The organism is Microcystis wesenbergii FACHB-1317 (assembly GCF_014696875.1).
GTDB lineage: Bacteria > Cyanobacteriota > Cyanobacteriia > Cyanobacteriales > Microcystaceae > Microcystis > Microcystis wesenbergii_A.
The window spans coordinates 1-26,848 of record NZ_JACJQV010000097.1 but is presented as its reverse complement, the minus strand read 5'-3'; the positions used below and the strand labels follow the sequence as shown (position 1 = coordinate 26,848).

Genomic DNA, 26,848 nt, shown 5'->3' with positions numbered 1-26,848 from the left:
ATCAACTCCCATTAGATCATATTTTCTCGGTCCGCTATCGGGGACTATTTTAAGACTAAACCAGTTCACCGCTTTCTTGTAAAGAGTGGAGAGGTTGATAGATTCCCTGCTGATTTAATAATTGGTCATGGCTACCGATCTCGACAATGGGACCATTATCTAAGACGACAATTTGATCAGCTGCTCGAACGGTACTGAGACGATGGGTGATATTTACCCTGTCAGAAGAGGACGACGAGAACTTGGCAACATTCGGCACTGTCTCAAGAACAGGGAATTAGTGCAAGGTGAAGGGGAAAATTGGCACTAGAGCTATGTTCAGAGATTTTCAGCGATAGTTTTAACGTCTGGCGGTTTCCTTTAAAATAATAGACACAATTGCCTTTGTTCAGTTGTCGGTCTTCGGATATAAAAATAAAATAAGAATTGGCTAGGACATATTTTAAAATAGCAATTTTCTGGCTTTAACTGGCATCTTGCTCGTTTTGAGCGATAATTGTCTGGCCAACAGCCACGACTTTAACTATTGCCCTCATCCCCTATAAGTACATAGACAAAATTAATTACACCTATCGAACCACCTCTGGCCTGTTGTCTATCCTAACCAAGAAATGAAAAGAAAAGAGCTTAAAATCGGTCGCCGCTACTCTAGCAAACCCCTGCAAATATTTTTAATTATTGCCTTCATCGTCGCCGCTCCCTTTGCTATTTTTTATCTTATTGCCTTGGCTTATCTCTGGCAAGGCGATCGACTTTTGGCCGCAGGGGAGAAGGAATCGGCTCTGTCTGCTTACCGAACAGTTTTATCTTTTGACGAAAATTCTAGTCAAGCCCATATAAAAATCGCTCAGGTCTTGCAAAGTCAAAAACGCTATTCTGAAGCCTTACAAGCATATAATCGTGCCTTTATCGTTAATAATAAACCACCGATGGAACCCTCCCAAAGTAATCATTTAGTCGCTTTGGGAGATATCTTCGCGCAAGAGCAAAAATGGTCAGAGGCGATCGATGCTTACCAAAAAGCAATTATCATTAAACCAACTTTTAAAGGGCAATTTCAGCTAGGAAAAGCTCTCTATAGTTTACAACGTTGGGATGAAGCGGCGAAAGCTCTGCAAGCAGCGGTTTTTCTCGATCCTAGTCAGGGAAAAGCCTATTTTTATCTGGGAAAGGCCTACAGTGAACAGCAACTCTGGCCAGAGGCCAGTTATGCCTATCAGCAAGCTCTAGAATTGATACCTAATCAGGGTGAAACCTACAAAAAATTAGGAGAAACCCTAGGAAAACAGGGAAAATGGCAGGAAGCAGAGCAAATCTATCGACAGGCTTTAATTTACGCCCCTAAAGATGGGGATATTTATAATTATCTGGGCGAAGCTTTAGCGGAACAGGGAAAACTAGGGGAAGCCATGGCAGTTTTTCAACAGGCGCGGCAAATTAGCCCCAAAAATGCCGAGATTTACGAAAATCTCTGTTATACCTATATCAATAGCGGTCAGATCGATGAGGGTCTAAATTGGTGTCGGCAGGCCGTAGAAATCGATCCCAATTTATCAGAAGCTAGATTTATTTTACAGGAAATCCAACGGGGGCGATTAATTCACGATCATCCCGAATTATTAAAAATGCCAGAGATAATTCCCAGTGTTAAGAGTGATCCTCTGGTGAATTTAAAACGCTCAATTGTTAAAATTGTCATTCGCGGCCAAAATAAAAATGGCATCGGCACTGGTTGGTTATTAAAACGAGATCAAGATACAGCTTGGATCGTGACTAACCGCCATGTGGTGACGAATTCCCGTCAAGAAATCGAGGCAGAGGCGCGCATTTTTGTCGAGTATTATAGCCAACCCCCCCAGGGAAAAATTCGCCAGCGTTCAAAAGCTAAAATTCTCCACATTACCACCCCTAACGACTGGCTGGATTTAGCAGTATTAGAGGTAAAAAATCCCCCCCCAGATTTAAAACCTTTAGCTTTAGCACCCCTACCAATTGCCGCTAATCAACCAGTAATCTCGATCGGTAATCCTTTTAATCAAAAAGATTGGACTGTCAGCAAAGGCACTGTTAATGATAATAACCAAAAATCCTTAAGTTTATCCATGTTTGTCGTTTCTGGACAGTCGGGAAGTCCAGTTTTAAACGATAAAAATCAAGTGGTGGGAGTGATTTCCCAGGCGAGTTTATTTTGTGCCAATTCTTCTACTCCTAAACCCCTAGAAAATGCCGTTAAATTGGGCTGCGGTTTAGCAGTTCCCATTGACAGAGTGCGAGAAAGGTTAAGGGAGTGGGGAACTTTTTCAGTTATCAGTAATCAGTAATCAGTGGATAGTGGATAGTGGATAGTGGATAGTAGTTAGTGGATAGTAGTTAGTGGATAGTGATCGATCACTGGTCACTGGTCACTGATAACTGATAACTGATAACTGATAACTGGTCACTGATAACTGATAACTGGTCACTGATAACTGATAACTGCTATGCTACTCTAGGCAGAAAACCATTCGATCGAGAACACCGTGGCTAACCAAGAAGCAACTTCCCCCGCTATTCGTACCCCCTTATATGACCTAATTGCCCAACAAACCAGCAAATTTACCCCTTTTGCGGGTTGGGAGATGCCGATACAGTTTAGCGGCCTAAAAATCGAACATAATGCTGTCCGCAACGGTGTCGGGATGTTTGACATCTCCCACATGGGCAAATTTATCTTAACTGGAGATAATCTGGTTCAATCTCTCCAAACCCTAGTTCCCTCTAATTTAGCCCGTTTAAGGGCAGGAAAGGCACAATATAGCGTGTTACTTAACCCAGAAGGTGGCATAATCGATGATATTATCTTTTACTACCAAAGCGAAAGCCAAGGCGTATTAATTGTTAATGCCTCAACCACCGATAAAGATCGAGAATGGATTTTAGGCAATTTAGAGGGGTCGGGGGTCAAATTAGAGGATTTATCGCGAGAAAGGGTCTTAATTGCCCTGCAAGGACCAAAGGCAGCCACAATTTTACAGCCCTTGATCGGGGAAAAATTAAGCGATTTTGGGCTATTTAATCACTGGGAAAGCCAGCTTTTCGGGGAAAAAGTTTTTATCGCTAGGACCGGTTACACGGGAGAAGATGGTTTTGAAATTATGGCCGCTCCTGAAATCGGACAGCAACTTTGGACAGAATTTTTAAATTTAGGGGTGACTCCCTGCGGTTTAGGGGCGCGGGATACCCTGCGTTTAGAGGCAGCTTTAGCCCTTTATGGACAGGATATCGACGATAGCACGAGTCCCCTAGAGGCTGGCTTAAATTGGTTGGTTCATCTGCCAGAAAAAGGCGATTTTATCGGTCGTGATGTCCTCGAAAACCAAAAACTTAATGGTGTCAATCGCCTCTTGGTGGGATTGCAGATGTCCGGCAAACATATCGCCCGTCACGATTATCCGGTAGTATTTGCCGGGGAAGCGGTGGGTAAAGTCACCAGTGGCACTTTATCACCAACTTTAAACACAGCGATCGCTTTAGCCTATCTTCCCACACCTTTCGCCTCGATCGGACAGGCGATCGAAGTAGAAATCCGCGGCACCACCTACCCCGCTACCGTCGTTAAAAAACCCTTTTATAAAAGTAAAAAGTAAAAAGGTGATGGGGGTTAGGTGGCTTTTCAGTGAACAGTAATCAGTAATCAGTCAAGAAAAAACGGCAACTGCTAGATAACACTGTCCACTTAAAACTCAAATGTGATAACTGATAACTGATGACTGATAACTGATAACTGAAAATGCAATCCCTAGACTTTACCACCCTCAGTGCCACTTGTGCCGAAATTGCCGCCGCTTGGCTGCCGGCGAGACTAGAACAAGTGTATCAAATTGATCGCCAAACGATCGCCCTCTATTTACGAACCTTCGATCGCAAGGGATGGTTAATTATTTCTTGGCATCCCCAAGGAGCGCGGCTGCATATTGGTGAGCCACCGCCAAAAGTCCCTGATACCTTCACTTTCAGCGATCAATTGCGTCATCAACTCAATGGTTTTGCCCTGACAAAATTAGCATTTGTTGCCCCGTGGGAAAGAGTCATCGATCTACAATTTGCCCAACGTCCCGATGAGCCGGCGCTGTGGCATTTGTATATAGAAATTATGGGCAAATATAGCAATGTGATTTTAACTGCGGCTGACAATCAAATTGTCACCGTTGCCCATCAAGTCAATGCCACTCAGTCTAGTGTTCGCACCGTACAAACGGGACAAATCTATCAACTACCCCCCGTTTTATTGTCAACAGACCCCAGTTTAGAAGAATCCTTGAGCAGTTGGCAAGCCAGAGTTAGTTTAATCCCTAAAACTATCGAAAAACAGTTAGTTAGTACCTATCGTGGGGTTAGTCCAGTCATCGCTCGATCGCTGTTGCAAAAAGCCAAGATTAACCCGAAATTAAACACGGATCAGTTAGATAATACTGATTGGGAAAAGCTCTTTTCAGCTTGGCAAGAATGGTTAAAAATCCTTGAAAATAGAACTTTTCAACCGGGATGGACAAGCAAAGGTTATACAGTGATCGGTGGGGAAATGCTGGCAGCGGCTAAAGATGTCCAAGAATTATTAAACCGTTATTATAGCGACCAAATTAATCAAGAAAGCTTTCGACAACTACAGCAAAAATTAAATCAAAAAATCACCTATTTACTGACTAAACTGCAAACTAAAGCGGCAGGATTTCAAACAAGACTAGCAGAATCTGCTCATGCTGATCGCTATAAAGAGCAAGGGGATTTATTAATGGCCAATCTCCAGCAAATACAGCAGGGAATGACTAGCATTACTTTGGCGGATTTCCAGACAGGAAAACCTGTAATTATTCCTCTCGATCCCGAAAGAAATCCCGTACAGAATGCCCAATATTTGTATAAACAACATCAGAAATTAAAAAGAGCGCGGTTAGCGGTGGAACCTTTATTAGAGGAAGTGGTTAGTGAAATTAATTATCTCGAACAGGTGCGATCGAGTTTAAGTCAACTAGAAAATTATAGCAGCGGCGAAGATTTAGAGGCATTAGACGAGATACAAGAAGAATTAATTCAACAAAAGTATCTAGAAAGCAATTACCAGCGTAATCGGACGAATAATAAAGAATCCGAACCCATGCGCTTTACTACTCCCTCTGGAATAGAATTATGGATTGGCAGAAATAACCGTCAAAATGATCGGCTAACTTTTCGTAGCGCCAGCGATTACGATATCTGGTTTCATAGTCAAGAAATCCCCGGTAGTCACGTTTTACTCCGTTTAACCCCCGGTACAGTTCCAGAAGCCGCCGATCTGCAATTTGCCGCCGATTACGCCGCTTATTATAGCCGCGCTCGCCATAGTGAACAGGTTCCCGTCGTCTATACCCGTCCCAAATACGTCTATAAGCCCAAGGGCGCCAAGCCAGGTATGGTGGTTTACAAACAGGAAACGGTAATCTGGGGCTGTCCTCAGAGGGTTGAGGATTACCGCAAAAAATAATTTTTTACCAAATTGTTTACTTTTTTTTACACAAAATGAGTATTGTCTGTTACAATTGTTACTATAGAGACGAATGCAGTTCAGGCGCTTGGGAACGCAAGAACTATATTTCCTCGGATTACAACAACAAACAACAGCAAACCAGTGGTAGCAGCCGATAGTCTCGGGAAAGACACAAAAAACCGACTATTCAGGTGATATTAAAGCGACCACTGGTATTTTATCCTCACCTAACCGGTTCTGTCAGTTTCCTCAACTTTCTTTTCGGTTTCCGAGACTTATTGCCCAGTTGAAAGAGGGATAGTTAGCATCCAGCTTTTTGTAAAGAAATTTAAACTTCACGCATAGTTAAGCCTCTTCGGCCTAAATAAACGACTAGAAACAGTTTTTTTCGGGAGGCCCGGTTTATGGATAGCCCATTAGGGACGATGAACTTTCAACAGACAGAGCTATACAAAAGAATTCAGGCATTTGCCTTGGATCGGCCAGATAGTCAATTATCTTTCAGCCAACGATTAGCAAGAGATAACGGCTGGTCATTGGGCTATACTCAGAGAGTGATCGAGGAATACAAAAAGTTTATATTTCTAGCCGTTGCAGCAGGACATCCAGTCACGCCATCCGACCAAATCGATCAAGTTTGGCATTTACATCTGACCTATACGCGATTGTACTGGCAAGAGTTCTGTCCCAAAATTTTGCAAACCACATTACATCACGAACCGACTCGTGGGGGTTCATCCGAGCAATTAAAATTTGGCAGTTGGTATAGCAAGACGCTAGAAAGTTACGAACAGTTTTTTGGACATATTCCTCCAATAGATATTTGGCCTAAACCCAAAGACCGATTCGGGCGAGATTTGCATTTTATCCGGATCAACACTCAACAAAGCTGGGTTTTGTCAAAACCTAATTTCCCAGTCTCCGTCAAACCACAACTGCGAAAAATAGGCATCTTTACCTTTTTAGCCTTCCTTTCACTGATGATAACTGGCTGTCAGATAATCTCCCAAATTCCTAACCCAATGAATTTTACAGGTCCGGAATTTTTAACCTTCTATATTTCCCTAGGAGTGATGGGAATCGCTTTGGCAGCCTGGCTACGTTTTTCCCTGTGCCTAGTTAGCACTAATACAAAGCAGCAACCTGATTTAAATACTTACGAGATAGCTTTCTTGGCGGGTGGCAATCATCGCCTGATTATGGCCGCAATCACCAGTTTGGTAAAACAAGGCTATGTGGAGGTATTAAAAGAAAAATCACCATTTGGAAGAACACAAAGCAAACTGGTGGTGACAGGAAAGAGCGATGCTATTGCCGATCCTGTAGAAAAGGCGGTCGCCCAAGATATTTTGGCCACTGATGGGGCAATTAAACAGGTTTTCCAGAAGTCTACAGGAATGAAAGATAGCATTCGTTCCCGCCTAGAACAGCTTGGTTTGTTTCTGAGCGATGCCCAAGCATTGAAAGCGCAAATTTATCCATCATTGATTGTGGTTATTCTTCTAGGAATAGGCTTGTGCAAAATGGCGGTGGGAATTTCTCGCGATAAGCCCGTTGGTTTACTTCTCATCTGTATATTTGGGCTTCTAGTTTTGGGAGCAAGGTTTTTTGTCAAACCACAGCGTCAGCGCAGCCGTTATGGAGAGATCATTTTTAATGATTTAACAAATCGCTTACAACATTTAAAAACAGCCAATAGCAGCGATTCTGAACTTGTACTTGCGGTGGCGTTGTTTGGAGCAACAGTTCTGATGGCGGATATGGCTTTAGCAGACCTGTATCAAATGCTGACTCCCATAGCCGCTGCTAGTAGCGGCAGTGGTAGCGGCAGTGGTAGCGGCAGTGATGCCGGCAGTGGCGGCAGTGATGCCGGCAGTGGCGGCAGTGATGGCGGTGGCGGCGGCAGTGATGGCGGTGGCGGCGGTTGTGGCGGTTGTGGTGGTTGTGGTGGTGGTTGATTGAGTTCAAGGCTATTAACAGCCGCTCGCTCGTTCCGTTGAACATTCCCGCCACCGTAGCCCTATTAATTTTTGCCTTAATCTCCTCTCTGGTTTGATTGCTTAAGTAGGGTTGGCTTAATAAGCTAAAACGCATCTAAGATGGGTTTTAGCTTACAAGTAGTTGTGCAAAATTAATTTCCCTGCAGCCAGAAGTGTAACCTAAATTATCCATCGGTCAAGCGTCAAAACATCTAGGCTTTGCCTTGATCCCAGTAATGTAAACTTTGATTATAGAGAAAGACTTCTAGCTCCGATCCGATGTTACATTAATAATTGAAGCTAAAAAAAAAGGTTCTTCCTTACTTGGTATGGTTCGATAGGGTGGCATAACGACGATAACAGCGATCAACCTGAACGCTCATATTTCCTAGAGTAGAGAACAAGGGAGTTAGGCAATTGCAGCTAGGGTTCAATGCTTCTCCAACCAGTCCCAAGTAGTGGGGGGAAATACCTGAGAATCGATCAACTGATCGCTGTTTGCGGGTGATGCTAGGCGTTGGACAAAAGCGAGATTATAGAAGGGATTATGGAAACTTGGACGCGATCAATTGACATCGAGGAGATAGCAAAACGCCATGGGTCTCCTCTCTACATACTGGACGTCGGTCAGCTTCGTCGGAACCTGTCCCACTTTGTGGAGCTTGTCGGCAGTCCATCTCAGGTTGCCTACCCGATCAAGGCTAATCCGTCGATGGCGATTCTGAATGAACTGGCATCCCTGGGATGCTCCGCAGACTGCTCTTCTAAATATGAAGTTGAGTTGGCCCTTTCTTGCGGATTCCCGTTGAATCGGATCACATACAACAGTCCAGCACCCGACCGCCAGCTAATGGTAGATCTCCTCGATGGAGGCTCAACAGTAGTTGCTGACTCCCAAGCTATATTAGATGACCTTCAACATAAGCTTTATGGCAAGGATTGGAGTGGGAGCTTGCTGGTTCGGGTTAACCCAGAAAAACCGGTGGAATATTTCCACAATACTGATTGGCAGGATCTGGTTTCTCACGCCTCGCCTAACAGTAAGTTTGGCATCCCATCCGAGGAATTGCCAGATGCTCTGGCCAGTTGCAAACTACCTATAGCTGGCTTGCATATCCATATTGGAACTCAGATGGATAATGTATCGGCATTTAATAATTCGGTTCAGTTTATTCATCATTTGAAAAACTTAATCGAAGCCAGCTCGAATCATTGCATGAGAAAACTAAATCTTGGCGGTGGGTTTGGCATTGACTTTCATGACGGGCAACAGTTTCCAACAATCCCAGAGTACACAGAAGCATTAAAGAAACACTTGTTACCCGGTATTGAGTACATAGTCGAGCCTGGACACGCACTGGTTGGTAATGCCGTCGCCTTGTTGACTCGTATCCGCGAGCTTAAGCAGATGCGGGGCAGACGTTGGGCTATTGTTGATGTTGGCTCCGACCAGCTAATCAAGGTGACTCTCCTCTCATGGAGCCACCAAATTATCGATCGCAATCATCGCACCCTGCCTACTCAAGGGAACGATGCTATTGGAGGGCCACTTTGTTTTGCCGGCGATATATTGCTACCATCGACCAATTTAGAAGGCCAGAGTCCTGGGGATCCATTGTTAATCCAACACGCAGGAGCATATTGCTATTCAGTAAGCAATCACTTTAATGGGTTTCACGGGCCCGGGCATATAACCATAGATGAAATGGGTCAAATAGAAACGGCTTACGCTGCTGAGGACGTATTTGCCGATCACAGTTTCTTGGGATTTTCCAGGCCGACGCACCCCCCTTCAGAAGTGCTAGATCATGAAATTGATCTCGATATCATTGAAAGACTAAGCAGTGACTATCTCAAGCAGGGAGAATCTTCAGATGGCTACGCATTTACCAGAGTCCAACTCATAGCGCCAAGAACTTTGCAGTTCATGGTGAAGGCGAAGAGTTCTTTAGGGGCGATATCAATCCCATTCGCCGTCCGCATCGCCTCGGATGCCACAATCATTTCAGCTTTGTATCTTGTCGGCAAACAGGCCAAAGATGTTTCAGTTTGGGGAACAAGAACATATTTGAAGTCAGACACGATAATTCGTACCAGCCAGCCATTGAGACTGGTTGTATATATAGCGCCCAAATCAAGCCTCCCTGTGGATAAGCATACTACTCACCTATCTCACTGGGACCTCGGCAACGGGAAGTTTAAGGGATCGTTCCGATTCACTTTATAAAGTTCTTTTCGTTGCCTTGCTCACGATATTTACACAAGCAGCTCGGCACTGTGTTTCTATGATGCCATCAACTTTTAGCTATCACCTTGAGGGTGGGAGCTTTTTCTTGCTTTAGCGGCAGTTTGTCTTTTTCCCTAGCGGTGATTGCTTCTTTGGTCTGTTGAGTTAGTTAATTCTTCTGCGCTTTCTTTGACTACTGTTGAGGTCACTGCTGCCATAATTTTTGAATAATAAGAGTTATGGTCGGTCAAGCGTCAAAACATCTAAGCTTTTCCTTGATCCCAGTAATGTAAACTTTAATTAAGAGAAAGACTTCTAGCTCCGATCCGATGTTATATTAATAATTGAGGCTAAAGAGAAAAGCTTCCCTGACAGATCAACTGGCAAGGTTATAAAGGTCAAGTTCACAAAGGAGTAAACCCTGTTAAAGTTACATTCTGTCTCGATAACGACGATAACAGCGATCAACCTGAACGCTCATATTTCCTAGAGTAGAGAACAAGGGAGTTAGGCAATTGCAACTAAGGTTCAATGCTTCTCCAACCAGTCTCAAGTTATGAGGGGAAATACCTGAGAATCGGTACACTGATCGCTGTTATTGTTTGTCAACACAAGTAATTGATAATTGCAGTCGCTCTCCTTTAATGAGATAATAGAAAGTCTTCTGTTCAAAAGGATATCGGTAGGATGCGACTCTCTCAACAGCTTTTTGTCACCCTCCGGGAAGACCCGTCCGAGGCGGAAATCCCTAGTCATAAATGCTTAGTCCGTGCCGGTTACATTCGTCGCATTGGCAGCGGCATTTACGCCTATTTACCCCTGATGTGGCGGGTTTTACAGAAAGTCTCCCAGATAGTCCGGGAAGAAATGAATAAAGCCGGCGCCCAAGAATGTTTACTTCCCCAACTGCAACCGGCGGAACTCTGGCAAGAATCAGGCCGTTGGGACACCTACACAAAAGCAGAAGGGATTATGTTTGCCCTGACGGACCGGCAAAACCGGGAGTTAGGATTAGGACCGACTCACGAAGAAGTAATTACTGCCGTCGCTCGTGATTTAATTCGTTCCTATCGACAATTACCGGTTAATTTATATCAGATTCAAACTAAATTTCGCGATGAAATTCGCCCTCGTTTTGGTTTAATGCGGGGACGGGAATTTATTATGAAAGATGCCTATTCTTTCAATCTCGACGAGGAATGTTTAAAGAAAACCTATCGAGCGATGGATATAGCTTACCGCAATATTTTCCGCCGTTGTGGGTTAGCTTTTCGGGCAGTAGAAGCCGATTCTGGAGCGATTGGCGGTTCCGCATCCCAAGAATTTATGGTCTTAGCTGATGCTGGAGAAGATGAGGTTTTATTTACTGCCGATGAAAAGTATGCGGCTAATGTGGAAAAAGCAGTTTCTTTACCAGCAGATAAAGTGGCTTCTCCCTTTAAAAAGTTGGCTAAAAAAGAGACTCCTAACACCAACACGATCGAAAGTTTAGCTAAATTTCTCGATTGTTCTGCCACTGCCATTGTCAAAAATGTTCTCTACGAAGTGGTTTATGATAGCGGCATAACTGTTTTAGTTTTGGTGAGCATTCGCGGTGATCAAGAGGTCAACGAAGTTAAACTACAAAATGAATTAGTTAGACAGGCGAGCCGTTACAATGCTAAAACAATTTTGGCTTTAAAAATACCCGATGCTGTCGCTCAACAGAAATGGGCAACTCAACCCTTACCTTTAGGTTATATTGCTCCCGACTTAGAAGATAATTTGCTCAAAAAAGCCAGCGATATCGCTCCTAAGTTTTTACGTATAGCAGACAACACAGTGACAGACTTAGAAAACTTTATCACTGGTGCTAATGAAACCGGGTTTCATGTAGTGGGAGCCAATTGGGGTCAAGATTTTATCTTACCAGAATTAATCGTCGATCTACGCAAAGCCCGGGTAGGCGATCGAGCTATTCACGATCCCAATCAAACCTTGCAAAGTGCTAGAGGAATTGAAGTCGGTCATATCTTCCAATTGGGATATAAATATTCTCAAGCCATGAATGCTTTTTATACTAATGAAGCGGGAGAATCTACCCCCATTTGTATGGGTTGTTATGGTATAGGAGTATCGCGTTTAGCCCAGGCAGCCGTAGAACAATCCTACGATAAAGATGGCATTATTTGGCCCGTAGCTATTGCCCCCTATCAAGCGATTGTGGTTATTCCTAATTTAGCCGATGCCGAGCAGGTAAAAACCGCCGAAAGTTTATACAATGAGTTAAATCAAGCTGGCATTGAAACCCTCTTAGATGACCGGGATGAACGTGCAGGAGTTAAGTTTAAAGATGCGGATTTAATTGGGATTCCCTATCGCATTGTCACGGGTAAATCTCTCAAATCGGGTAAGGTGGAATTAGTCGAAAGAGCCAGTAAAAAAGCGTCAGAAGTGGCAATTAATGAGGTAGTTTCCTATTTGAAAACTGCTATTTCAAAGGTAAAAGCTTCTGATTGAGTGATTAAATATACAGATAATTTTGCTTGTTTATGGTCTGATGAGCGAAGATGACTGGTTGAAGGCATCAAAAACTGTTGCCCTGTTTTTAGCATAAGTTGCTGTTTGCTTCGTTTTCTCTTTAATTCTATCAGCTAATTTCAAAAGATTGACTCTGTAATTCTGGCCTGCTCAAAAGCTTGGCGATGATCTAATCCCTCCTCTTGCCGCAATAAGGAATCAGTGATCGTATTTTTTTAGGAACGTAGAATATCGGACAAAATATCTACAATTAAGACTGGTAATTAGGGCAAAGATAATGTGTTGATAGCTTCCAATTTGATTGGTTAGGCAATAAGCAGGGCGAACTTTACTGGAAGATAAATCGTCCCAGGTAAAATTAAAACGATTTTACCCTTCATTGCTTACCGGTTGTCCATCGTTTAGAGTATAAATATCTTCTTCGGGATCATGCAGAAAAGCAAAGCTAGGGTTATGGGAAACGCTATCTAGCCAGTTTTTTTCCTTCAGTTCATCCTCCGACATCAAAAGAATGACGCGCACAAACCGATCTTTTTCTTGGGGAATAGGATGATCAAGTTGAATTTGCCCTTGGGTGTTGAGGATACCAGTGGTTTCAATCGCACCCATAGCAAAGTCTAAAGGGGGCGATTCGACTCTAACATTAAAAATTATGGAAAGTGGAAGTAGCTACAGCGATCGCATTTTTTATTGGTTATTGGTGCGCTTCCATATAGGCTCGGAGCAACTCATTGATCTGTGTTTGATAGCCTTTTCCCTGAGATTTAAACCACTCGAATACATCATTATCAATGGAGAGAGTAACTTCAGCTTTGGCCCTGATTACGGGGACACTTCGCCGCACTACGGCTCTCCCAAACATTTCGGGTGTAATTTCTGGACAGTCTGACAAATCAATATCTTCATCGCTCATTGCGTCTAATCGTTGCCAATCAGTTTGAGAGTTGCTTAAAGTAGGTTCGTTGTTCATATTTCGTTGCCTTTCTTGCAGAAATAATACGAGTGTAATCCTCACGTTCGGTATGGACAACGGCAATAATTCGCCCTTTTAGTAAACCCAATGTAACAAAACGCTGCTCTCCATAATCGAGACGATCATCTTCAACCGTTAAAATGTACCCATCGAAAAAGGCGGGAACATCGGCAAAATCTATACCGTGTTTACGAAGATTAGTAAGTCGTTTTGCTTCATCCCATCGGTATTCCATAACTGAACGACTGTTACAACAATCTATTGTAGTTGCCAATTGTTGTCACCGCCACGCTCCAAGTTATTGGGATTGTGATATGGATAGTAAAATAATCTACAAGATCACCCTAGTAAACTTCATCGTGGGTTCCAAGAGATTCCAAAAGAATGGCTTGCTGATTTTCATGATCAACAAATTTAAAGATAATTCTCAAATCGTAGCCTGCATTACAAGCATAGGATTCTTTGAGTTCCCCTTTTAATTTGTGGGTTCTTAATCTAGGTTGAAAAGGGTCTATTTGCAATAATTCTAAGGTGTCTTGAATATTTTGAGCGAACGAAGGCTGTTTTTTGATAATTTTACGAGCGTTTCTAATAAACACATTGGAGCGCAATAACACAAAACTCATGCAAGGATCTCTTCCATTAGTTGTTGAGGGGTTGCGGATTGGCATTGACCTTGAGCGTATTCCTGTTGAGCTTCTTCAATGTCTTTAATTAATTCGGCTCTTTTTTGGTCTCGCAGGCGACTTTTCAAGATGTGAATAAGTTGTTCTTGAGCTTCTGGGGGAAGTTGTTCGGTTGCGTCTAGTATTTCTGCAAAGGTGGCTTGAGTCATGGTTTTAGTTGGTTATGGTGGTCTTTGGAGCTAATTATAGCAGTAAAGATAGGATGGGTTAGCGTGGCGTAACGCATCCTACAATATCGGCGATCGCACTGGATGAAGGGGTTTCTCAGGCGATCGCCAAAGGTTTAAGGATGCGAGGGATTGATGTTACAATGTCTTCAGAGGAAGGACTGATTGGGGCTTCTGATCAAGAGCAATTAGTCTATACTTTGTCGCAAGGCTGAGTTGTTTTCACGTTTCATGTCTCTGATATTGGAAGCAGCGATCGCCGATGATTAAGTTTTGGTTTTTAAATTTAAGATCAGTTTTGGAGACATGAAGAAAATTTGGCAAGGTCTTTTTTCTGTAGTTATTTAGAGGTAGAGGTTGAATTAACCGATGAGCGAGAACAGCATATTATTGATCGCCATCCAGGGACATTACCCGATTATGAGGAGCAATTAGCCCAGACTTTAGCTGATCCAGATTTAATTCGTTCTAGCGATCGCGATGAAAAGGCGTTGTTATTTTCTAAGTGGTTTTCAACGATTCGGACGGGACGATTTTTAATTGTGGTGGTGGTTTCCCAATCTAATCTTAGTCGTCATTGGATCGTGACTATATACACAGCCCGAAAAATTACAGGGGGAATAATGGTATGGAAAAAAATCTAACTTTTCGCTATGACCCGACGGGAGATATTCTTTATGTAGATGTCTGTTCTCCCTATGCAGATCAAGAGTCGGAGGAGATTGGGGATGAAATTGTCGCTCGTCTAAATCCGACTTCTGGGGAGATTGAGAATTTGGAGATTTTATTTTTCTCGAAACGCTGGAATCAACCATTTCCGTTACAATTGCCGATTGATGCTGCTTTTCGATTAGTGGGATAATTGAATCCTTTAGAAAAGTGAAGCAGTTATCAGCAGAAATACATCAGGATTGAACGAAAATTGAAACAATACGGATTAATGTCAGGATTTGATGGGGTAAAAACTTAACATTCTTTACAGGTGTATTTAGGTTGGGATGGAATTGACATTTCTTGGGTGTACCATGTTAGTCATTAGTGATCGCCAAAGGTTTAAGGATGCGAGGGATTGATGTTACAATGTCTTCAGAGAAAGCACTGATTGGGGCTTCTGAATGAGGAACAGTTAGCTGATGCTTTATTGCCAAGCCGAGTCATTTTCACTTTTGATGATGGCGATCACTGATGCTTCTACACTCTGTGCTAACATTTTCAATATTATAGGTGCTTTTGTTTTATGAAAAATCAGTTATTAAAATTAGCTTTTGAAGTAGAAATTGAAGAAGGGGAGCAACTCAATCTTCCCAGTTCTATTGTGCAAGGAATTGGTAAAGGCAAGTGGGTGATCACCATTCAGCCCAAAACCTTGGTTAGCGATCGCCTTCATTCTTCTTTTCTGAACAGTTATGCCCCAGAAGACGAAGGTTTATATGACGATTATTAAAGGAGGTGAGTTCTGGGTTGCCAAAATTCTATTTACTGATGGTACATCATCAAAAAAAAGACCTGTGTTGATTCTTTGGGTTGACGGAGATGACGTGGTTGTAACGGCAGTAACCTCAGCAATGCCCCGAACACAAACAGACATATTATTAAAAGATTGGGCCAATAGTGGTTTGAGGGTTCCCTCTACTGTACGTTTATCCCGTCTTGATTGCTTGGAAAAAAACTTACTGCTTGCTAAATTGGGAAGGATTTCAAACGAAGATGCTGTCTATCTACTTAGAGCTTGGGACGATTATATTAAACCTCAATTTTAGGCGATCATCGCAATTTGGATTTAAGTGTTTTGAAAAGGGGCTCTTCTGGTTTTTGTGTGGAAACGAGGTCTATACTGATAGAATATCCGCAAAATAGTCCTAAAAGTCTTGCCCAGTAACCATTTCACGATTCCATCAGCAAAAATTATCACACAAAGTCGAGAAGAGCCTTAAGGGAATGGGTTAAAAGTTGTGGTCACTAAAAATCATTTAGAGTAACACGCCGATCGCCGCTTCATTTCTCCCTAATTTACTTAAACTTATGCAGATGTCTTCAGGGGGACGAGGGGGAGTTGATTGATAATAAATTCACCGAGTTGCACTTTTTTGCTGGCATTATCAATGTCTAAACCGACTAGGTTCCCTAATTCATCGTAATCGGCAACGACTCCTTCTGAAATTTCTTGGCTATCAACACTGGATTTGTCTGCAAGGTGGATATAAAGGGAGTCTGTTTCTGGGTAGTAGTTAATCTTCATGGTCTAAAGGTCCGGTCTGGAAAGGCGTTGTGGATAGTCAGCTTATCTTCTAGAGTAATGACTCTCAGGTATCGATCGCCAAATTCTTTTATCTGCGCCCAAAAGCGAAAACGATTATCTTCTTGAGGTTCACAGCGAATAAGGTTTTCGATGGGAGCATCTCACCTTTGTAACCCCTAAATCAGGTTTTATGTCAAGCTATTTTGAAAGTCTTGCTAGAAACCAGTTTTAGGGACAAGTATAATTACTCACTTGCATAAATGAGATGCTCCCGTTTTCGATAACGTAAATACACCATTCTTTTTTGAGGTAAGGGCGTTTTGTTAAAACATCATTTTCAAAAAGGGAAGTGGGTGATCACCATTCAGCCCAAAACGTTGGTTAGCGATCGCCTTCATTCTTCAGTCCTGAATAGTTATGCCCCAGAAGACGAAGGTTTATATGACGATTATTAAAGGCGGAGCCAATCTTTCAGCCCGTTTTCAATTAATTTCATCTGTGATTCCGATAGCATTCCAAGCTTTTTCACAAAATAGGGTGGAGGAACGGTTACAAAACCCTGAAGTAGGAAGGCACCTTTTCTTTTCAGAAAGGGAAGGTCGATCTGAATCTCATATTGGGAGCCTCTGATACTAGTTGTATGAGGAATCACACCAATCAAAGCTCGATCCTCATCTCCATAAGGTTCACTCACAACAAGAGCGGGGCGTACTTTTGCTGCTATCCCAAAATCAATCAACCAAACTTCGCTACGAACTGGCTTCGGATTCCCCATCTGCTTCCTCCTCTGCATCTAGACGAGCAAACGATTGAGCGGCAAAAAGAACTGCATCATCATTACTCCAATCACCATAGTCTCCAGTCGGACTCAGGCTGGCTGAAAGGAACTCAGATTTTTCTCTAGCTGAAAGTTTTTTGAACTGTCTAAGAAGTGTTACAACGGCTTCACTCATGGCTTCAACTGATCGCTTGTAGATTACTTTCTATCCATTAGGTTAGCACAGCGATCGCTCTTTCAAAAACCAAAACAATCGCGGTTTTAACGTTTAATCAATAGGAAGACGGCGATCGCCAATTAATCGATGGTTAATAATTATTCATTAAAAAGCGCGATCGCTCCTTAATATTGAGCTAATGAGAAGATAAGGAATAGGTCGGTTGATTAGGAATTTTATTGAGGGTTTGACAATCCATTAAATATTGTTCAATGGCGGTTTTAAAGGCCTGTTCTAGCTCATCAACGGAAAGACCGTCGAAAACGATAATATCTTCTATATTGATAACACGACCAAAAAATAAGCGATCGCTTTCATCGTATTCAATCACAGCTTCATAGTCTTTGTATCGCATTAATCTACTCCTGCTTTAATTAGAAATTCACGAAGAGCTTTAACTTGGTATCTTTTTAGTTCTTTTTGAGGGTGAGGGGAATGAATATTAAGGGAAATTTTGTTTAGGTCAAATCGCACTCTTGAGCCATCACCTTGAGTAATGATACCTCCCAATGACTGAATTAAGTTAACGACATCATCCCAAACGATGTTACGGCGGATGGGATCAACAAAAATAGCATCATAGGTTTTTTGCTGTTTTTTGTTCATTCGCTAATTATAGCTTGATTACTGACTTAATATTTTAACAAGAAAAATGATCGTCTTTTTGCTCTTTACTCTAAATCAAAACAGCGATCGCAATTTTAAAGTTTAATTAACAAGAAGATAGCGATCGCTCTGGATGAAAGTGTTTCTAATGCGATCGCCAATATCTTGCGGTGGTTCGGTGAAGCGGATTTGTCCATCCTGATAAATGCCTTCGATGGTTTTTAGCATAGTTTGCTGTTTGGTTGGTTTCCTTTTTAATTTTAACGGCTAATTTCAACGGACTGGCTCTGTAATTCCTGTCTGCTCAAAAGCTTGGCGATGATACAAGTATTCCTGATGCCGCAATAAAAGGCGCGTTAAGTAACACATCCGACACGAGCAGTGATCGCATTTTTAAGAAAAATGCTACAATCCATAGAAATAAATTAAATTAACGATTATGTCATCTTTAGTTTTTACACAACACATTGAAGTAACACCTGGTGTTTGTGGGGGCAAACCTCGTATTGCGGGTCACCGTATTAAAGTACGAGATATTGTCATCTGGCATGAAAAAATGGCAATGTCTCCTGATGAAATTGTTTATAATTACCCAACAATTACTTTAGCTGATGTTTATGCGGCTTTAGCGTATTACCATGATCATCGAGAAGAAATTCGCCAAGATATTGAAGCCAGCGAAAATTTTGCTAAACAGTTACAAGGGGATCAGCCTTCTTTGGTCGAAAAAATTTTAAAGGGGAATAATGGCCAATAAGCTGAAGTTTCATCTTGATGAAAGTGTCTCTAATGCGATCGCCAAAGGTTTAAGGATGAGAGGGATTGATATTACAACGTCTCCTGAAGAGGGATTAATTGGGGCTTCTGATAAAGAGCAATTAGGGTCTGCTGAAAAAGTTTTTCCTGGGGGTAGGAGTCAGGAGTCAGGAGTCAGGAGCCGGTCGTTTCGGGCTTTGTTGCCATTGTTTTTTGTACTAAGCTATGTACTACAAGAAGGATAATGCAAGGTTTTTGAAAGTCCCAATCCTATTTTCTTGCACTAACATCGGACTTTAACAGGTCAAAAGCCTTATTTTAAAAGGGTTTTACCATTATTCAGCAAACCCCAATTAGCTTATGCTTTGTCGCAAGGCCGAGTTGTTTTCACTTTTGATGATGATTTTCTGGTTTTGTCTTCAATGGGATTGGAACATTGTGGTATTATTTATTCGCGTCAAGGTCAATCTATCGGAAAGATTATTAGCAATTTAGTTTTGATTTGGGAATGTTTAGACCCTGATTATATGTATAGAAATGTTGAGTTTTTATAAAAATCACAATTAAGAGAAAAAGGGCATATTGGGTAAGGCAGTTTACGGGATTGAATCTTTATGTTGTGATGATACCCATGACAATCCAGGCCGGTATGGGTTAGGTTTAAAACCGCAGGATTGGCCGTTTTCTAGGGTTTATCGGTTTATCAGGGGCTTTATCTGACCGATTGGGGGAATGGTAGAAATTCCCATTATTCCTGATAATATTGACGATGAATAACGGTAGGAGGGGTTAGGGTAGCGTAACGCATATAAAACACAAAAGGCGCGTTAAGAAACGCACCCTACAAGATCGGCGATCGCACTGTTGGGTTGGTTTCCTCTTCAATTTTAGCAGCTAATTTGAAAGGGCTGGATATACCATTAATTCGAGATGAATGAGATTATGCTTTACACTGTGATTATATTCGTTATTATCCCATGCGGTAGGGGTTTTATTTAAAATTCCAAGATTGCCCTGTTTTTCCGTATCTATTAATTGATTGTTGAAGGTTTTTATGGATCTGATTTGGGTACGATAACAACTCCTGACGGTATGGGCAATGAATAATGCGGGAGATGTTACGGAAATGTAAGGCATCGCAATTTAGATTTTAGTATTTTGAAAAGGTAAAAGGTGCATGGGATGCACCCTACGCGATCGGCGATCACTCTAAAGTATAGAAAACTGGACGATGATCTGCTATCTGATCATATTTAGAGAAGAAGACATCCCCCACTATTTTTTGAGCATCTGGTTCACGGACGACATAATCTAGGTGTTTTCCAGATTTTGGCCGTGTTATGTCATTAGGTGGACAAATAATGGGATTTATGAGAGGTACTTGTTGATTAAGTCTGCCCTGTAATTCATCAGGTTCTACGTTAAAATCACCTGCTACCCACCATGGAGAATTGCTAACTTCCTGATATGCTCCCTTCAACAATGTCACAGCATCTCCACCACCACCACTTGCTGCATGAATAGAGAAATAATGGCTTCCGAGATACTGGATACCAATTAAAGGACGTAGGTTGTCATTCAAAGGAGGAATATAAAGACTAGAAAAAATCATTCTTGAAACTATCGCAAGATTAACTCGATTACCTCTTGTGTCCCAGGGATAATAAAGAATCTGTACAGGAAGACGGCTTCCTGCCCTAGTCACCCTTTCTGATTCCGGCGAAGCGTTAACTTTCCAAGAATATCTACAAAGTCCTCTTATCCCTTCAACATCCTCCTCCATCAATTCCACATTTGAAGGAAGGGTTCCGCATTCTTGCAAACAAGCAATGTAAACCTCGTAAGGAAATTTTTTAACACCTTCTTGATCTTCTTGTTGAGTAAACCAGTGTGAAATCGGAGTCCAGGGGCTACGGCCGCTATTATCAAACTTAGATCCTTCAAAATTCCAAGTAACTAAAGCAGGTATTTTCTCGGTCTTTCTTCTTTTAGTTGTGGTGGCTACGATGGGCATTACCTCTTCGTTTACCATGTCTTCAACTACCATGTCTTCAACAGACCTTTTTCTCGTAAATATCTTAGTCAAATCACTAACAAAAGTTCTTCCACATAGTTTTTCTTGTTCTTGCGTTAATGGTATTTGTTGAGAACCTACGCTAACAGAATCTTGACCTAATGCTACCGTGGTAAAAAGATATAACAAATCTTTCGCAGGAACTGATACATTATCGGTTTTATTCCCAATTAAAATGGCATCTGTTATTCCAGTAAAGGGAGGGACAAGTTGATCTATTGCGTCATTCTGAACATTATAAGTGTCAGCGATAGTATCAAATACATCCTTAGAAGGAACTGTACCAAGCTCACAATGAAATTTTACGCCTTCTGGAGCATTAATAGAAATATTCCATGATCCAGATTGAGGATTGTTGATAATCAAGCAACGTATTGAAGAATTGGATGTGATCGCCAACGAGTTTTCATTTTGGATATCATGATTGTAGCTAGTTCCATCTGGTGCTTGAATATTTAGAACCACATCTACTGGAAAATCAATGGAGTTATCATTTTGGGTGAGAACAGCGTATAAATAGGGAGTATCTGCGTCAATCTTAATTTGAGAGGTATAACTTACACTTTCATTCTGGTAATTACGAAGATTGTCATAAACACCGTAATAATAGGAATTTTGACCATATTTTTCAAATGAGAAGTCACCAATGCCCACTTGCCTACCTAATAAGTCACTTTTTTTCTCAAAGTCAAGCTCTTTATCCAGTGCAATTGTAGTTCCGATAATATTAATACCCACTGCTACAGTCGCACCTAATACTGCTACAGGTAGAGTAATAGTTCCCAAGGCTAAGGCTGCTAACGTCAATAGTCCTGCGGCTGTTGCCCCAGTCCATTTTGCCACATCAGTCCATCCCGATGAATCTGAAGTTGAAACCTCACTATTTTCCAATGTGAAAAAAGCTCGGGTAGGAGTAGCGGGGACATCCACATAAAGCTCTTGTAGGGCATTACCAATAGTGGGAGCAACATCCTTAGAAGGAGTCGTCTGAATACTCAATAAAAATGGTGTCGAAGTAGGACATTCAACAGCAAACTTCCAGTCACCTGCTTGTGGGTTCTTCACTGTAAATGCCCAAACCGAATCACCATTCATTTTCACAAAAAGATCGTCTGTATTTGAGTCTTGCTCTAGTTGTGTTCCATCAGGACGAAAAACCTTAACTAAAGCCCCTTCTGGAAACGTAACCGAAGACTTAGATTTATCAAGGGCAACGCCATAAAGATAGCTTGTCCCTTCAGCAATTTTCAGCGTTTGCTGACGTTTTGCTTCAACAAACTTAACAGATCCTGCTCCTGACCCATTGTTTCTTGTTGGCGAAGAATCATCAAAATTTTGATCCAACTTCCAAAAACCCACCAAGCCCTGATCGTTCGGTGTGACCTCGTTGAAACGAGTGCGCTGAATTTCAGCCTCATCCAAAGCTCGGTTCCAAATCGTAACATCCTCTATGATTCCCACAAATTGCCGATTGGCTTCTCGTTCGTTGTCACAATTGCCAATAACAACCCGATCAAAATTATGAATATCAAAGTAGGGTTGAATAACAGATATTCTGGCATTATCTATTTCAATGTTAACTAATCCTGCGATTTGACCATCAAAGAAAAATTTATACCAATCTGTACCCGGTTTTCGAGTAAATGCTATGTGATGCCATTGACCATCAAGTGCATCTTTGTTTACTCTAGAACAAAAAACATTAAAATAGCGACCGTCATTATTCCAGAATTTCATTCTAAACCAGCCATTTTCCTCTAAAGCAAGCAACCATCCTCCACTGGTGACTGCATTAGACTTACAAGACACAATTGTTCCAGGTTGAGTTGTCTGAAAAATGGCTGTAATGGTGAATTCTCCAAGACCAAAATTATAGGCAGAATTAGGGGGAATTGTGATCATTCCACCGTTGTCAATCTGAATGCCATGATCTTCTACGAGATTTTCGCTGAGATCAATGGCACAATACGAGTAGTTATTGATGGTTTCTGCCCACACACAGTGAAAAATAGGAACCCATGACACAGGTCCAACAGGAATAGCGGGATTATTGATACGGGATGTATCTAAAAAGTTGCGATTCATTTCCCAGAAACCCACTAAGTCTGGATCTTCTGGTGTAATCTGATTAAACATTGTTCGTTTAATCTCAGCTTGATTCAACGCTCGGTTCCAGATAGATATATCTTCCAGAATCCCAACGAACTGCAACCTTTGTTGATCGCAGTAACCAATAACAAGTCGATGTGAATTGGAAACATCTAAGGGAGTCGGCCTATTCGATTCTGGGGTAACTGAAATAGAGATTCCATCAAAAAAGATAGAAATTTTCCCGTTTTGGCGTATAGCTGCTACGCTGTGCCATGTGCCATCAAGGGCACTCGTTGGTTCAGAGACAGCTTTGTAATAGCCAAAGCCATCATCCGTATTTAACTGAATAGCCCCATTAGCCTTTAAGTGAAGCCACCACCCTCCATTCCCTTCCCCACCTTCAGCAGGCTTGCGGGAAATAATCATTCCTGACTGTGTTGTTTGAAATAATGCAGTAACTGTGAAATCATGCTCACCAAAATCGTAGGCATTATTACTGGCAATTACCAGCATAGTCCCTTGTTGAATACGAATTCCATAATCAGCTTCCATATCTCCAGAAATCTCCTTTTTTTTTATTTTCCGTATATTACACCCAGACAGAGCGATCACCAGAATTTTTTTTTAATCCTAATGATAATTTATTTAGTCTCAACACCCAACGCAACCAAAGTTTACCAACTTAAGGAAAAAGTTCGTAAAATTCACCAAATCCCTACCCTGCCTAACTTCCAGCCCCTCAACCCTCCCGCAAAAATCCTTAACTTGGGAAAAATCCCCAACTTTACCAACTTAAGCCCAAACTTTGTCAGAATATCCTGACAATCTCCCCACTCTCCCAACCCCAAACTTCTACTTCATACCCAAGACACCAAAAACAACTATGCCAGCATCCCACCTTAGCCATCTCCACAGACCAGAAACCCACCCCACCGCAGAAACGAGAGAAACCTCTTGCCTCGGCAACCCTGGGATGATTCCATAGCGATAAACCGATAATGAAAAAAAGCCAAGCCTTAACGACCCTGAAATTAACCTTAAAACCCGAACACCAAAAGCTGATCGAAGCCAAACTAAATACGGGGCGTTATGCCAATCCAGATGAAATCATTGCCGAAGCTTTGCAATTACTCAGTAAACGCGATTGCTATCAACAATGGGCAATCGAGTTTGATCCCCCTCAATCCCCCGTTCGGCTGAGCTCACGGCCGAAGCCTTAAAAAAGGGGACTTTCTTGAAGAGGCGAAGGAATTGATGGAGAAACCGCGATACAATCAGCGATCGCCCGATAAATCTCTATAATATTCTATAATATTGAGTATTCCCCCATCCAAAACCAGCCATGACAGCCAAAGAACAACTCCTACAGGAAATTGAAAAAAGCTCCGAGCCGCTTCTACAAGAAGTTCTCCACTTCCTCTTAGCGAAACGCTCAGAAACTATCGAATCCCCCGAACTTGATAATGATGAATTAGACCTAAGCAGTGACGATCCCGATCGCGGTCAACCCGTAAAAGACTCCTTTCAGCAAAGTTTATTAGCAATACAACAACAACGAATCGCAGGCAGACCGACAATTTCAGAAGAAGACATTTCTCAACGCTATGGAATTTCTATCTAATGGCTTATTCTGTTAAGTATGAACCCGAAGCCGTTAACGATCTTGATCAATTAACACAGACAACACGAATACGAATCCTCAAAAAAATTGAATGGCTAAAAAATAATTTTGACCAAATTTCGCCTCTGTCTTTAACAGGAAATTTGTCTGGTTTTTATAAGCTCAGAATAGGTGATTATCGGGTTATTTACGAATTCGATAAAGAAAAATATATTATTTATGTAAACAGAATTGGCCATCGTCGAGAAATTTATGAAGAATAACGGCGATCGCCCGATAAATCTCTATAATCTGGAATATCCCCACCAGCCCAAACTACCCATGACAGCCAAAGAACAACTCCTACAGGAAATCGAAACCGCCTCCGATGAAACCATTGACCAACTCCTCAACTTTTTACATCAAACCCAAACCACCAAACCAAAACAACCCTTTTGGCAATTTATCGAAGAACTCACCGCCGATATTCCCCCAGAAGTCTTAGAAACCCTACCCACCGATGGAGCCGAACAACACGATCATTATCTTTATGGCACACCAAAACAATAACAATGAAACTCATCTTTGCTGATACTTTTTATTGGATGCCTTGATTAATCCCAGGGATAACTGGCACTTTATTGCCTTAAATTATGCCCAGAAATATACAGATGATTATCTAATAACTACCGATGGCATTGTAGATGAAACACTCAATTATTTTGCAACTAAAGGTGCGATTATGCGTCGAAAAGCTCTTGCGACCTACTTTCAAATCCGTCAAGAGCCGAACATGGAAATTATTTCTTATACGCCTCAACTCAGACAAGCTGGAATTCAACTATTTGATGAACGTCCTGATAAGGGCTATAGCCTGACAGACTGCATTTCTATGATTGTGATGAAACAAAGGAGAATTGCAGAAGTATTAACCCATGACAAACACTTCACCCAAGAAAACTTTCGGATTTTGTTCCAAGATTCTAATTTTAATAACTTTACTTAGAATTTGATCACTTAGATCAGGATTCCATTCTGTAGCTCCACAGCATCAGGCATCGTCAGGAAATTTATTAAGCATAACGGCGATCGCCTAACCCTAACTTTCAAGAACAATATAGACTCTTTTCTGCCGAACCTCTTAAATTCAGACTAAACTAGACTATCATTGCAATATCATAGACTTAGTTAAGAAAATTGTTAGAGAACCTTAACCATGCTCAAACATTATGAAGCCTTAACAACCATGAAATTAACCTTAAAACCCGAACACCAAAAACTGATCGAAGCCAAACTCAATACAGGGCATTATGCCAATCCAGACGAAATCATTGCCGAAGCCTTGCAATTACTCAGTAAACGCGATCAATATCAACAATGGGTGGAAGGCATTGGCCAAAAAATTGATATTGCTGCCGAACAATTAGATCGAGGCGAAGGAATTGATGGAGAAACCGCGATCGCTCAACTCAAAGCAAGACTTCAAAAAAACTGTGAAGCTTAAATATTCATGGATCAATACATCATTTCGACCGAAGCCATTCGAGATATGGAACAAATTCTTGATTATTTGGCTAATACCAATATTAATGCGGGCGAGAAATTCCTAGAAGAGTTTAGCAAAAAGTGTCGTTATCTTAGCCAATTTCCTCTAATGGGGCGCAGTTATCGAGAGATTCGTCCCTATTTGCGTGGCTTACCGATGAAAAACTACATTATTTTCTATCGCTTAACTGAGCAAGGGCTAGAAATTATGCGTGTTGTTAAAGGAGAGCGAGATTTAGAAGCTTTTTTCTTTGAAAACCACTAAAAAATAAAGGCAATTACTTTTTTCAACTGTTTATAATAGAGAGCGCTATAATCTGGAACATCCCCCCATCCCAAACCAGCCATGACAGCCAAAGAACAACTCCTCCAGGAAATCGAAACCGCTTCCGATGAAACCATTCACCAACTCCTCGATTTCCTCCATCAAACCCAAACCGCCAAACCGAAACAACCCTTTTGGCAATTCATTGAAGAACTCACCGCCGATATTCCCCCAGAAGTCCTAGAAACCTTACCCACCGACGGAGCCGAACAACACGATCATTATCTTTATGGCACACCAAAACAATAATAATGAAAGTCATTTTTGCTGATACCTTTTATTGGATGCCTTGATTAATCCCAGAGATAACTGGCACACTATTGCCTTAGATTATGCCCAAAAATATGCAGATGATTACCTAATAACTACCGATGGCATCATAGATGAAACACTCAATTATTTTGCAACTAAAGGTGCGATTATGCGTCGAAAAGCTCTTGCTACCTACCTTAGAACTCTTGCAAATTAATTATATGTTATAATGATGGGTTAACTAATTTTCCCAAAAAAATTAGTTAACCCGTACATTTGTCCTGAATGAAAACTTGAAGTTTAACTTTTA

At 41.6% G+C, this 26,848-nt stretch carries 35 protein-coding genes; 22 read left to right on the top strand and 13 right to left on the bottom strand.

What is annotated here, in order from left to right; genetic code table 11:
- Positions 1-55: 55 nt before the first annotated feature.
- Positions 56-259 (bottom strand): hypothetical protein, encoded by a 204-nt coding sequence (locus H6F92_RS06390; protein ID WP_190357245.1) that lies wholly within the window; start codon positions 257-259, stop codon positions 56-58.
- 352 nt (positions 260-611) lie between these two features.
- On the opposite strand from H6F92_RS06390, the gene H6F92_RS06385 reads away from it, so the two are divergent.
- The 6 genes from H6F92_RS06385 (at position 612) to H6F92_RS06360 (ending at position 12,208) form a co-directional block, all read left to right on the top strand.
- Positions 612-2,321: a serine protease gene (locus H6F92_RS06385; protein WP_190357190.1), complete on the top strand. Its 1,710-nt coding sequence runs from the start codon at positions 612-614 to the stop codon at positions 2,319-2,321.
- A gap of 198 nt (positions 2,322-2,519) precedes the next feature.
- Positions 2,520-3,626: a glycine cleavage system aminomethyltransferase GcvT gene (gcvT, locus tag H6F92_RS06380; protein ID WP_190357189.1), complete on the top strand. Its 1,107-nt coding sequence runs from the start codon at positions 2,520-2,522 to the stop codon at positions 3,624-3,626.
- A 143-nt stretch (positions 3,627-3,769) separates the two neighbouring features.
- Positions 3,770-5,500: an Rqc2 family fibronectin-binding protein gene (locus tag H6F92_RS06375; protein ID WP_190357186.1), complete on the top strand. Its 1,731-nt coding sequence runs from the start codon at positions 3,770-3,772 to the stop codon at positions 5,498-5,500.
- Positions 5,501-5,907: 407 nt separating this feature from the next.
- The gene (locus H6F92_RS06370) at positions 5,908-7,461 is read left to right on the top strand and encodes a TIGR04222 domain-containing membrane protein (RefSeq protein ID WP_190357184.1); all 1,554 of its coding nucleotides are present in this window, start codon (positions 5,908-5,910) and stop codon (positions 7,459-7,461) included.
- 538 nt (positions 7,462-7,999) lie between these two features.
- Positions 8,000-9,709, top strand: coding sequence for a diaminopimelate decarboxylase family protein (locus H6F92_RS06365; RefSeq protein WP_242030028.1), 1,710 nt, complete (start codon positions 8,000-8,002; stop codon positions 9,707-9,709).
- A 687-nt stretch (positions 9,710-10,396) separates the two neighbouring features.
- Positions 10,397-12,208 (top strand): proline--tRNA ligase, encoded by a 1,812-nt coding sequence (locus H6F92_RS06360; RefSeq protein ID WP_190357183.1) that lies wholly within the window; start codon positions 10,397-10,399, stop codon positions 12,206-12,208.
- A gap of 390 nt (positions 12,209-12,598) precedes the next feature.
- Here the strand turns inward: H6F92_RS06360 and H6F92_RS06355 are convergent, their stop codons facing one another.
- From H6F92_RS06355 to H6F92_RS06335, 5 genes are all read right to left on the bottom strand, one after another.
- Positions 12,599-12,838, bottom strand: a complete 240-nt coding sequence (locus H6F92_RS06355; RefSeq protein WP_190357182.1) for a hypothetical protein — start codon at positions 12,836-12,838, stop codon at positions 12,599-12,601.
- 85 nt (positions 12,839-12,923) lie between these two features.
- Complete coding sequence (locus H6F92_RS06350) at positions 12,924-13,199, bottom strand: BrnA antitoxin family protein (RefSeq protein WP_045356069.1); 276 nt, start codon at positions 13,197-13,199, stop codon at positions 12,924-12,926.
- The gene (locus tag H6F92_RS06345; RefSeq protein ID WP_190357180.1) at positions 13,162-13,437 is read right to left on the bottom strand and encodes a BrnT family toxin; all 276 of its coding nucleotides are present in this window, start codon (positions 13,435-13,437) and stop codon (positions 13,162-13,164) included. The genes H6F92_RS06350 and H6F92_RS06345 overlap by 38 nt, the downstream gene beginning before the upstream one ends.
- Before the next feature lie 109 nt (positions 13,438-13,546).
- The gene (locus H6F92_RS06340; protein WP_004163793.1) at positions 13,547-13,828 is read right to left on the bottom strand and encodes a type II toxin-antitoxin system RelE/ParE family toxin; all 282 of its coding nucleotides are present in this window, start codon (positions 13,826-13,828) and stop codon (positions 13,547-13,549) included.
- A complete protein-coding gene (locus H6F92_RS06335; protein ID WP_004163792.1) occupies positions 13,825-14,037 on the bottom strand; it encodes a hypothetical protein in 213 nt (70 codons plus the stop codon). Before H6F92_RS06335 ends, H6F92_RS06340 begins: the two co-directional genes overlap by 4 nt.
- A 335-nt stretch (positions 14,038-14,372) precedes the next feature.
- Between H6F92_RS06335 and H6F92_RS06330 the strand changes: the two genes are divergently transcribed.
- The 4 genes from H6F92_RS06330 (at position 14,373) to H6F92_RS06315 (ending at position 15,815) form a co-directional block, all read left to right on the top strand.
- Positions 14,373-14,699, top strand: a complete 327-nt coding sequence (locus tag H6F92_RS06330) for a hypothetical protein (protein WP_190357178.1) — start codon at positions 14,373-14,375, stop codon at positions 14,697-14,699.
- Positions 14,684-14,917: a DUF2283 domain-containing protein gene (locus H6F92_RS06325; protein WP_041803605.1), complete on the top strand. Its 234-nt coding sequence runs from the start codon at positions 14,684-14,686 to the stop codon at positions 14,915-14,917. Before H6F92_RS06330 ends, H6F92_RS06325 begins: the two co-directional genes overlap by 16 nt.
- Before the next feature lie 375 nt (positions 14,918-15,292).
- Positions 15,293-15,499, top strand: a complete 207-nt coding sequence (locus H6F92_RS06320) for a hypothetical protein (protein WP_002760310.1) — start codon at positions 15,293-15,295, stop codon at positions 15,497-15,499.
- Positions 15,486-15,815, top strand: coding sequence for a type II toxin-antitoxin system PemK/MazF family toxin (locus tag H6F92_RS06315; RefSeq protein WP_190357176.1), 330 nt, complete (start codon positions 15,486-15,488; stop codon positions 15,813-15,815). Before H6F92_RS06320 ends, H6F92_RS06315 begins: the two co-directional genes overlap by 14 nt.
- 260 nt (positions 15,816-16,075) lie before the next feature.
- Here H6F92_RS06315 and H6F92_RS06310 read toward each other — a convergent pair whose 3' ends face one another.
- From H6F92_RS06310 to H6F92_RS26495, 6 genes are all read right to left on the bottom strand, one after another.
- Positions 16,076-16,294 (bottom strand): DUF2283 domain-containing protein, encoded by a 219-nt coding sequence (locus tag H6F92_RS06310; RefSeq protein ID WP_002769327.1) that lies wholly within the window; start codon positions 16,292-16,294, stop codon positions 16,076-16,078.
- Positions 16,295-16,745: 451 nt separating this feature from the next.
- Positions 16,746-17,069 carry a type II toxin-antitoxin system PemK/MazF family toxin gene (locus tag H6F92_RS06305; protein ID WP_004163786.1) on the bottom strand — a complete coding sequence of 108 codons (324 nt, stop codon included), beginning with the start codon at positions 17,067-17,069 and terminating at the stop codon, positions 16,746-16,748.
- A complete protein-coding gene (locus H6F92_RS06300; protein WP_002797544.1) occupies positions 17,044-17,247 on the bottom strand; it encodes a hypothetical protein in 204 nt (67 codons plus the stop codon). The genes H6F92_RS06305 and H6F92_RS06300 overlap by 26 nt, the downstream gene beginning before the upstream one ends.
- A 178-nt stretch (positions 17,248-17,425) precedes the next feature.
- Entirely contained in the window at positions 17,426-17,644 is a 219-nt protein-coding gene (locus H6F92_RS06295; protein WP_190357174.1) for a type II toxin-antitoxin system HicB family antitoxin, read from the bottom strand.
- Positions 17,644-17,895: a type II toxin-antitoxin system HicA family toxin gene (locus H6F92_RS06290; protein ID WP_190357173.1), complete on the bottom strand. Its 252-nt coding sequence runs from the start codon at positions 17,893-17,895 to the stop codon at positions 17,644-17,646. Before H6F92_RS06290 ends, H6F92_RS06295 begins: the two co-directional genes overlap by 1 nt.
- Before the next feature lie 102 nt (positions 17,896-17,997).
- Positions 17,998-18,123, bottom strand: a complete 126-nt coding sequence (locus tag H6F92_RS26495; RefSeq protein WP_265795816.1) for a hypothetical protein — start codon at positions 18,121-18,123, stop codon at positions 17,998-18,000.
- Between the two features lie 211 nt (positions 18,124-18,334).
- On the opposite strand from H6F92_RS26495, the gene H6F92_RS06285 reads away from it, so the two are divergent.
- The 3 genes from H6F92_RS06285 to H6F92_RS26490 all read left to right on the top strand — a co-directional run bounded on the left by H6F92_RS06285 (position 18,335) and on the right by H6F92_RS26490 (position 19,146).
- Positions 18,335-18,652: a DUF433 domain-containing protein gene (locus tag H6F92_RS06285; protein ID WP_002769338.1), complete on the top strand. Its 318-nt coding sequence runs from the start codon at positions 18,335-18,337 to the stop codon at positions 18,650-18,652.
- A complete protein-coding gene (locus tag H6F92_RS06280; protein WP_190357244.1) occupies positions 18,642-18,896 on the top strand; it encodes a DUF5615 family PIN-like protein in 255 nt (84 codons plus the stop codon). The genes H6F92_RS06285 and H6F92_RS06280 overlap by 11 nt, the downstream gene beginning before the upstream one ends.
- A gap of 115 nt (positions 18,897-19,011) precedes the next feature.
- Complete coding sequence (locus tag H6F92_RS26490; RefSeq protein ID WP_277882298.1) at positions 19,012-19,146, top strand: hypothetical protein; 135 nt, start codon at positions 19,012-19,014, stop codon at positions 19,144-19,146.
- A 709-nt stretch (positions 19,147-19,855) separates the two neighbouring features.
- On the opposite strand, the gene H6F92_RS06270 is transcribed toward H6F92_RS26490, so the two are convergent.
- Positions 19,856-23,368: a LamG-like jellyroll fold domain-containing protein gene (locus H6F92_RS06270; RefSeq protein WP_190357171.1), complete on the bottom strand. Its 3,513-nt coding sequence runs from the start codon at positions 23,366-23,368 to the stop codon at positions 19,856-19,858.
- 446 nt (positions 23,369-23,814) lie between these two features.
- Between H6F92_RS06270 and H6F92_RS25770 the strand changes: the two genes are divergently transcribed.
- From H6F92_RS25770 to H6F92_RS06225, 9 genes are all read left to right on the top strand, one after another.
- Complete coding sequence (locus H6F92_RS25770) at positions 23,815-24,036, top strand: ribbon-helix-helix domain-containing protein (protein WP_242030027.1); 222 nt, start codon at positions 23,815-23,817, stop codon at positions 24,034-24,036.
- Between the two features lie 122 nt (positions 24,037-24,158).
- Positions 24,159-24,437 (top strand): hypothetical protein, encoded by a 279-nt coding sequence (locus tag H6F92_RS06260; protein ID WP_190357242.1) that lies wholly within the window; start codon positions 24,159-24,161, stop codon positions 24,435-24,437.
- Positions 24,437-24,700, top strand: a complete 264-nt coding sequence (locus tag H6F92_RS06255) for a type II toxin-antitoxin system RelE family toxin (protein ID WP_190357170.1) — start codon at positions 24,437-24,439, stop codon at positions 24,698-24,700. The genes H6F92_RS06260 and H6F92_RS06255 overlap by 1 nt, the downstream gene beginning before the upstream one ends.
- A 58-nt stretch (positions 24,701-24,758) precedes the next feature.
- A complete protein-coding gene (locus tag H6F92_RS06250; RefSeq protein WP_045356058.1) occupies positions 24,759-24,986 on the top strand; it encodes a hypothetical protein in 228 nt (75 codons plus the stop codon).
- Positions 24,987-25,017: 31 nt separating this feature from the next.
- Positions 25,018-25,422 carry a type II toxin-antitoxin system VapC family toxin gene (locus H6F92_RS06245; protein WP_190357169.1) on the top strand — a complete coding sequence of 135 codons (405 nt, stop codon included), beginning with the start codon at positions 25,018-25,020 and terminating at the stop codon, positions 25,420-25,422.
- Between the two features lie 210 nt (positions 25,423-25,632).
- Complete coding sequence (locus H6F92_RS06240; RefSeq protein ID WP_242030026.1) at positions 25,633-25,920, top strand: ribbon-helix-helix domain-containing protein; 288 nt, start codon at positions 25,633-25,635, stop codon at positions 25,918-25,920.
- Between the two features lie 6 nt (positions 25,921-25,926).
- Positions 25,927-26,226, top strand: coding sequence for a type II toxin-antitoxin system RelE/ParE family toxin (locus H6F92_RS06235; protein WP_190357168.1), 300 nt, complete (start codon positions 25,927-25,929; stop codon positions 26,224-26,226).
- Positions 26,227-26,307: 81 nt separating this feature from the next.
- Positions 26,308-26,535, top strand: a complete 228-nt coding sequence (locus H6F92_RS06230) for a hypothetical protein (protein WP_002797529.1) — start codon at positions 26,308-26,310, stop codon at positions 26,533-26,535.
- 31 nt (positions 26,536-26,566) lie between these two features.
- Positions 26,567-26,755 carry a hypothetical protein gene (locus tag H6F92_RS06225; protein WP_190357167.1) on the top strand — a complete coding sequence of 63 codons (189 nt, stop codon included), beginning with the start codon at positions 26,567-26,569 and terminating at the stop codon, positions 26,753-26,755.
- The last annotated feature ends 93 nt before the right edge of the window (positions 26,756-26,848 follow it).